We start from the raw sequence: 8,348 nt of genomic DNA, 5'->3' as shown, positions 1-8,348 counted from the left end.
TGTATCCGTTCCATTCCGATCACCTGCCGCTTCTTCATCCTCTTTCCTATTATCCAAAATTAGGATGATCGCCACGAGGCTGTTATGGCCAAATCGTAGGGAACGAATTTACGAAACGTTGTACTAGGTCGAAGCCGCCATCGTCAAGCCAGCCGAAGGAATTTGTGAAAATCGCGATGGCGAATACGGCTGTCGGGCGATTCATGAAGATGTAGGAGAACAGCACACGCTACCGTTCTGAGTAGCTGACGGACGGCATCATAAGGACAAGTCGACGGCGCGGCCGGTGGCTTGTCTTTTTTGTGAAGAGCCCGAGGAGACGGCAGACGGTCGCCTGCAGGATACGATCCGGCTTCGGGAGCGGCGTCGATGCGGGCATGGGCGCGGCAGCGATATAGAATCGCACAAATTTAGGCGATTATGGGAAAGTTGGCAGCGAGTGAACGGACGGTGGCGCGGCAGCGATATAGAATCGCACAAATTTAGGCGATTATGGGGAAGTTAGCGGCGAGTGAACGGATGGTGGGAGCGGCAGCGATATGGAATCACACAAATTTAGGCGATTATGGGGAAGTTGGCGGCGAGCGGACGGACGGTGGCGCGGGAGCGGTGCGATTGCCCCGATCCCGCACGCACCTCTCCGCTTCTCCCCTTCCGGCGGCTCAGCATCTCCCCTTCTGGGGCTCCGTATCTCCCCTTCCGCACCTCCCCGCATCTCCCTTCCGGCGGCTTCGCTCAGTCTACCGTTCTCCCCATCACAATGGTGTTGTAGTAGTAGCCGTCGGAGAGCACTTTGTCTCTTTTTAGAAGCCCTTCTCTTTCGAAGCCGAATTTTTCATAGAGCTTGACGGCTTTATCGTTGGTTTCCAGCACTTGTAACGTCATTTTTTTAACGTCGTGCGCATCGGCCCAAGCGATGGATTCTTTCAGCAGGTTTGTCCCGACGCCGTGTCCCCAATACGCTTTTAATACGCATACGCCGAATTCTACCTTATGAGCGAACCTGCGCAAAGGGCTGCCCTCGCATCTTGAAAATCCGACGATCCGATGGTTCGCTTCCGCGACTAAAAACAGGTTTTTCCTGCTTTCTGTATCCGCTTCGATCATCTGCTCGAAGCCCGGCGCATCGATAAACGCCTCTCCCCGCTCCCGATCCATATTTTCCGTCTCGCCGTCGATTTGCAGGCGCACTTCGGACAATTGCCTTGCATCCTCGTTTGTGGCCGAGCGAATGATGTAGGTTAGTCCATTCACGGCATATTTCCGTTTGTTTATTTTCATTTTATGCTCCGGTTTCGCGTGAAGCTGACTTCGTCAGATACAAGCTTTAACAATTCCATCACCGAGGAAGGCTCCAGCACGTGCAGGTGGGCCAGCCTGTTGCGCGCGTCATACACGAGCCTGAAGTCTCGCCTATCCTCCTCATTGTGGAAGCCTGCGCCCTTGAAGTAAGAATACCACATATGCCGAAGCTCCATTTCTTGCGGACCAGCGATTGTTTTCCCGTAGTCGTCTTGTTGAGGAAGCACCGTCAGCAGCTGACTGAAGTAGCTCTCGATGAACCGGCGACGAACCTGCTCGATGATGGGAAACACGATCTGGACCTGGGATTCCCACAGCGCAGATTCGATTAACGCGGCATCCTCGCTCATTTTTGCCGCTGCTGCCGATTCGGCGGCCAGCGTCTGCAGCATCGACAGGGGATCATGCGCCAACTGCTCGGTAGCCAGTCTGCTGCACAGATCGGGATCGGCGCCCGACAGACTGGCGGCGAGCTGGGTAATGTATCGCTTCACTGAAGCCGGCAGTTGGTGATGGTCGGCCACGCAGTACGACGCGAACAAGTGCATGTCGTAGCTTGTGATATATTCGTCCCATTTGAGCGTGCCGATCCCTCGCCGTTTGCCGGCAAGCGGGCAGGAACCGTTGTACGTCAAGATGAGCAGACCGTTGCGGACCGTACTATGCTTGCCGTAATCGATGGCGACAGGCAGCCAGTCCGGGCAGCGCTCTACCTCTCGCACGATCAGCAAACGCCCTGCCAACAAATTGTTCTTCGCTAAATGCTCCACCCTCGAGCCGTCCATCGGATGATAGTCGGAATGCGCCCCATACCGTTCCAGCAGCAGCTCGCCGATCTCGCGACCGCCGTTCCATTCGTCGGCCGCGCTGGGCTCCACCTGCAGACTGGTGTCCCAATGCCTCAGTTGATCCTGAATCAGGTTCAAATACTCCGTCATGAACGGAATCTCTTCCAGCAGCAGCACGCGATTGCCGGCGGTGAGCGCGAAGGAGTCCTGAACATAGCGGACGGCCCCTGATACATAGTTCCACCATAGCGACTGCTTGTCCATATCAGCCTATCAGCCTTCTCTCTGTTCGCTGTATAACGCCAGATGCTCGAATACCTGCTCTACGTTGCCCAGCATCTGGAAAAAGCTGTAACGATTGAACACATATTTATCGGAATCCTGGGTCTCCCGACGGAATATGTTCAGCTCGTCCATCTCCTCGAGCAGCGCCCTGACGTTTTCATACGACATCTTTCCGATTTTATGAATGTCAAAGTATTGGCAAATGTGAATGATATCGTCAACAGATGCCCCTTTGCCAATCCCTTTTTCATGGTAATGATACGCCATTGCCTTTGCCAAAATATCATATAAATTGTCTGCGTCCAGCTGCAATGTAATTGAAAATTTCCGCTCGATTTCGGACAAAAATTCCGAATGGCCGAGCAGCGTCTTGATATGGCGTTCATCCAGCTTGTACGGCGGCGTCTCGTTATCTTTATAATTGCCGTGACCATAGCTGTCGGCGATCGCCTCAATCAGTTTTTCGCAATAAAAGTGAATAAGACCCGGATAATAATTGGTTTTGGCCAGGATCAGACTGATAATGTCTTCGCCGTTTTGATCGATCCGGAAGCCGAGATACTGCAGCGGACGAAGCAGCAAATTGCGAGCGTCCAAATATTTTAACGGACGAATGGTGATATGCCCCAAATGCGCCAGGACGCTGTTTTCGCGCAGCCGCTGTTTGTTGAAGCGCACAATGTCGCGCAAGCCAGCGAGAACGAACTTGAACTGATGGTTTGACGTGTCCTTCAGTTCCTTCAGCAACTCGAGCGGGCGATAATGCAGCGGCTCGCAGCTGGCGATGAACGCATCCGCTTCATCGAGCAGCAGCATCAGCTTGCGTACCGGCTGCTCCCGACTGGACAGTCGAACCCGCAATACCCCGACCAGCTCGTCCCATGTGCCGCACGGCTGTTGGATCAGCCCCTCGTTCTCCAGTTCCTTGCATATCTTATGAAGCGACTCCTCGACATTTTGCTTTTTCAGATCCACGAAGATGGCATAACGTCCGTTTTCCGGATCATGCTCCCGGTGCTTGGATTCCTTCAACAATGCCGTTTTGCCAAGCTGGCGTCCGCCATAGACGAACACAGGACCGCTCGGATTTTGAATTTTGTCCAGCTCATCCGTGCGCCCGATGAACATCTCCGGGGGGATGCCGCTGTCGGGATTAGGTCTGTAAGGCTGCACCTTGCTAGAAGGCAGCGCGACCATTAGAAATGCGTTGCCGCGCTCAATCTGACTGAAGCCCGCCAGAAACAGCGCCATCACCCGGTCAATGACGACGATCGCCTCGGGAATGGACCGCAGCTTGATTGATTTGGCCAATTGACGCCGATCCGCAAGCGACAAGGCATAATTCAAGATGACGATGGTCGCCGATCCGTCGCCCGCCCCCATCTGGGTCACCTCGTCAAGTACGGTATCTGCCGATCGCATCCCGTCCATCATCAGGATGCGAACGCCGCATTCGACGGCCTTCGTCCCGAACACTTCAAACGGATGCGGATACTGGCCAAGCTTGGCGTCGCTGGGCTCGGGGTACACGTAGTATTCGTTGTCGCGGTGCTTGTTGACTTTGTTTTTATGGAAAATCAATTGGGACATGAATTCGCCCAAGCTTTGCGGTTTGTACCATGACTTGATGAACCTGTCCGCGCTCGCCGTATTCCGGTTGTTCTGGTTCCGGAACAGCTGATTGCGAACCGACTGTTCATAAATGCGATTCAAATCGTCGCGCTTGTGCGAATTGCAGGCACTGTACAACGACTGGTACTGCTCCAGAAACTTCATGTAAGTATCTTTGTCGGATACTTCAATCGACGGCGTATCCCGATGACCCTTGCCGGCCAGCTGGATATAGTCCTCCGCGACCGTCATATTACGCTTCTCGAGCATCAGATTGATTCTGTCCAGAATCGGCCACTGACTGAGCACTTCCTCGTCGCTCTCTTGCGTGCCGCGCGCCGGATCGTGCAAAATGCTGTCCTTCAGCGCCTTCAGGCGGCTCCGGGTTGCCTCCAGGCGGGCATCCGAGCCGTGTACGATTTGCCTTCGGCATGCCTCAAGCAGCCGCTTGAAGAAGCCGACATTTTCGGTTTCCGAAGCCCGTTTGCGCGCAGCCTCCACCAGCTTCTGGTAGCCGTGCATCTCGTCGTTGCTGGTCATCTGCCCATAATTTTGAGCGCTCTCGATATCGTTCATAAAATCATTCTTGTACCGCTCCGGCAGTTGCTTCGCTTGCTTGCGAATCTCATCAACCTTCGCGTCATCCACCCCGACAGACGCGAGGGAGAAGTCATCGATGCCGTTCGCAATAAGCGCAAACGTCCCCATATCGTATTGGCGAAGCGCCTGCTCTGCCGCCGCCTCCCAGGACTCCAGCCGGTCGCTGCAGTGCCGCAGTGCGCGCTCCCAGATCCGGTAACCTGCGATCGGCGTCTCTTGCTGCCAGTCATCGTCCAGCAAGGGCAAGTAGTTGCGATCCAGCTCGATCTCGCCGGAGAGCAGCAGCGAGGCATAAAACTTGCGCGGCGGCTTCGCCTGCCGATCGCCCAGCGCATCCTGCAATCGGCGGATGGCGTATGCGAGGCATTGGTGTCCGGTCGCATGCAGCGGCGGACCGGCCAACTGGCCGAGCGCCTCCCGGATGTACACCTGGGTTTGTTGGCGAACTTTATTGATCGTATCGGGATTCATGTGGGAAGCGGCTTGCTGCCGCTCTTCCTGAACGCGATACACATAGCACCGCAGCAGCGGCCCGGTCGCTTCGTGCAGGCGACTGCGCATGCGGTTCCTAAAAGCACCGGTCAGCGTCGTGCTCTTGTCCGCATCGGATTTGAACTTCATCCCCGACCAATGCTGGTCGATGAACGCCTCCAGCTTGCTGTCTGTCGGGCCAAGCTCCGGGTCGATCTCTCCGGCGGACAAGTCGGCTCCCGTAAATTGCTGGCAGATGACGCTCAGCTCCGCGAGCGGCATCGTAAAAGCTCTTTGCAGCGTTTGCGTAAGAATGCCGCTATTGCCGTACAGTTCAGTCACCATCTGATGGATTTTCGGATGGTTGATATTCGCTTTCACATTACGAGGAAACACCGATTCCAGCGTCTCCGTGATTTGCTGACGGCACAGCTCCAGCGAGCGGGTAAAGTCCAGATGATCGCGCACGTCGTTCGAGGCGCAATATTTGAGCCCGACATGGTATCGATCGATAAACGACCAGTAATAGCCGATCAGTTGCTTGATTGCCGGATATTGCTCCAGCACCGGGCTGGACCGATCGCTGTTGATTTGCAGCCACCGACTGCCGAGCCGATAATCGTTCGGATTGTCGGGATCGAAAAAAATGCGCAGCCACATGGCGGCATTCAAATAATCATTGAGCAGCTCGCTGTCCCCGAACGGCAAGCTGACCGGCATATCCGCAAGCGAGAACCAATCTTCGTCCGGCATGAGCGGGTCGCCCAAAATATACGCGAGCTTGCTGCTGAGCACCTCGACCTCTGCCGAATGTCCAGAGACGGCATGCAGCAGCACCATGCCCTCGGCTCGCTGGCCTTGCTCCAGCATGGTCAGAGCCGTCCCGACGACGCGTTCAAGATCGTCCGGGTGCATCGCGGTTGTATGCTCGGCGGGCGCATCGGACCCGCTCGTCTGCGCAGGCGCCTCGGAGACAGACGAGGTCCCCGGTTCGGAATGCGGCAAGGCCGGCAACTCGACTTCAACGTGGTCCTCTGCCGCCGTCTCCTCTTGAAGGGAAAGCTCCAGCTCGGCATCCGCCGACACCTCGGGAGACTCCCATCCCAACAGCGAAGGAGAGCAGTCCTCCCCTGCAGCGTCTCCGAGCAGCAGCTCTCCGTCGCCGACGTACAGGAAGTACGCGCGATTCGCGGGGGTGGACAGCGCATCCGCCCAATATTGCCCGGATTCGATCGAATCGGCGACCACGACCGGCGCGGCATCGTCGTACTGCGCGATCGTCTCGAGCATACGGCTCAGATCGGCCTGGAGCTGTGCAGTATCCGGCAATCCGGGCACAAGCACAAAGCTCTGTCCGGTCACGCGCCTGCGCAGCTTCCGGTGCGGAAAAGGCGCAACGCCCGTATACATCAGCATCAACTGGCCGGGCATCTTCCTGGACAGCCGATGATGAGCCCGATTCAGTTCCCGCAGCCTGTAAGCCGCGGCGCCGGCATCGGGAGGAGCCAGGCGAAGAAAATCATCCTCTTCAGGGCGCGACACGAGCCTTAACTGGGACTTGGCCAGCAAAAACTTGCGGCTCGTCTCCTTGCGGAACGCTCCGGCGCCGAAGTCGGTCAGGGAGTAGCAGGTATCGGTATCCTCCGCCAACACCAGGGTATGCTCGGCCAGATAGCCTTTTTGGCTGAACTTGTGAAGGGAGGCCTTCAACAAGTCTTCGACCTCCTTGCGGTTCGATGCAAAGGACGGGAGCAACCCGGCAACAAGCTCGGTCAACTGACTGACCGCAAGCACGCCGCAATTGTAAATAAAGCCCATCGCATAAGCGATCGCTTTTGTGCCCCCCCTCATTAGCCGGAGTTCACCCTCGAACTTGTTGGCGGAAAAGCTGTCCTTGGCTTTGGCTTTGTCAAATACACTGTGAACGAGCCGGCCAAAATCGATGCCCGGTCCGGCTTGCTCCGCATCGATGCCCACATCGGCAGCAGCAGCGGCAGCGGAACTTGGTTCAGCCTGGATTTGCAGACCGGACTCCGCCTCCATAGCGCGCTCGGATGCTTCGGCTTCATCATCCGCCAGCGCCCCGGCTGCGGCATTCGCCTCGGCCTCGAACTCCTCCGCCTGGGCTGCGGCATTCGCCTCGGCCTCGAACTCCTCCGCCTGGGCTGCGGCATTCGCCTCGGCCTCGAACTCCTCCGCCTGGGCTGCGGCATTCGCCTCGGCCTCGAACTCCTCCGCCTGGGCTGCGGCATCCGTCAGAACGTCGAACCGAGACTCGAATTGCGCTATCGCCTCGATGCCGGTCCCGGACCCGGAGCCGGGCTCCGAGCCGACGACTTCGGGAGCGGCTGCGGGCTCCGTCTCGGATTCGGCTGCTTCCGCTTCTGAGGCAGCCGGCATCGGCGGATGCGCGGTCTGCTCGCCGATAACTTCCCGGGCAGCCGCCGAAGATTCGGCAGACGACCAAGTCAGCCAGCCGTTCACGAGCGCATGCTTCGTAACAAAGCCGATGGTGTCGGTAATGGTCCGGTATTCTTCCGCAGCGGGCTCCAATCCGTCCGGCTCTCGGAGCAGGCGAATAACCGTTGCGTAGACGCTTGCAGCCTCGACGAACGCTTCGTCGGACAGCGGCTGCAGCAACAGCTGGCCGGCCTGGACCTGGTGCTTCTTGAACTCGTTGGCAATCTCCGGTTCCGTACAGCTCAACTGTGTAAACAGTGCGACGCACTGGCGGGCATGCTCCGCCTGGATCTGTACGCGAGACGAGCGCTCCATATCTTCTTGATTGCGCTTTAGCTCCGCCATGGTGACGGGTCGCTCCAAGGTTGCCGGCAGCATCTCGAAGCATTGATCCTGCAGGCGAAGCATGTCGCTCAAAACGTTCGTCAAGCTCACGCACAAATCAGCCGGAAAAAGTCGGTCTGACTCGTGCCAGGCTGCGAGCTCAATCAAGAGATCGTTTGCCTGTGTGCGGACTCGAGTCAATTGCTCGATGTCCCTTTTCATACATTCGATTGAATGCTCCAGATCAGTCATATACTTTAACCTCCCAACCCTAACGTCTATTCGACAGATACATACAATCCCCTTCTTTTTCCTCACGGCAAACAGTTAAAAAGACCTGCATCCATACAGGTCTTTTTAACTGTTTCTTTAATATGACGCTAGTACAACGTTTCGTAAATTCGTTCCCTACGATTTGGCCATAACAGCCTCGTGGCGATCATCCTAATTTTGGATAATAGGAAAGAGGATGAAGAAGCGGCAGGTGATCGGAATGGAACGGATACA

The 8,348-nt window shown here is 56.5% G+C and carries 4 protein-coding genes; all 4 read right to left on the bottom strand.

The window, feature by feature from the left end; all coding sequences use genetic code 11:
• Positions 1-555: 555 nt before the first annotated feature.
• The 4 genes from E6C55_RS34040 to E6C55_RS32885 are packed head-to-tail and all read right to left on the bottom strand — an operon-like array spanning position 556 to position 7,862.
• Positions 556-705: a hypothetical protein gene (locus E6C55_RS34040; RefSeq protein ID WP_168736010.1), complete on the bottom strand. Its 150-nt coding sequence runs from the start codon at positions 703-705 to the stop codon at positions 556-558.
• A 30-nt stretch (positions 706-735) separates the two neighbouring features.
• Positions 736-1,281, bottom strand: a complete 546-nt coding sequence (locus E6C55_RS32895) for a GNAT family N-acetyltransferase (protein WP_136374069.1) — start codon at positions 1,279-1,281, stop codon at positions 736-738.
• On the bottom strand, positions 1,278-2,354 hold the full coding sequence (locus E6C55_RS32890) for a hypothetical protein (RefSeq protein ID WP_211093698.1): 1,077 nt from the start codon (positions 2,352-2,354) through the stop codon (positions 1,278-1,280). Before E6C55_RS32890 ends, E6C55_RS32895 begins: the two co-directional genes overlap by 4 nt.
• A gap of 9 nt (positions 2,355-2,363) precedes the next feature.
• The gene (locus E6C55_RS32885; protein ID WP_136374068.1) at positions 2,364-7,862 is read right to left on the bottom strand and encodes an AAA family ATPase; all 5,499 of its coding nucleotides are present in this window, start codon (positions 7,860-7,862) and stop codon (positions 2,364-2,366) included.
• Positions 7,863-8,348 lie beyond the last annotated feature (486 nt).

This window comes from Cohnella fermenti (assembly GCF_004801405.1).
In the GTDB taxonomy this organism is placed as follows: domain Bacteria; phylum Bacillota; class Bacilli; order Paenibacillales; family Paenibacillaceae; genus Cohnella; species Cohnella fermenti.
The sequence above is the reverse complement of the archived record's forward strand: the minus strand, read 5'-3'. Positions and strand labels throughout refer to the sequence as shown.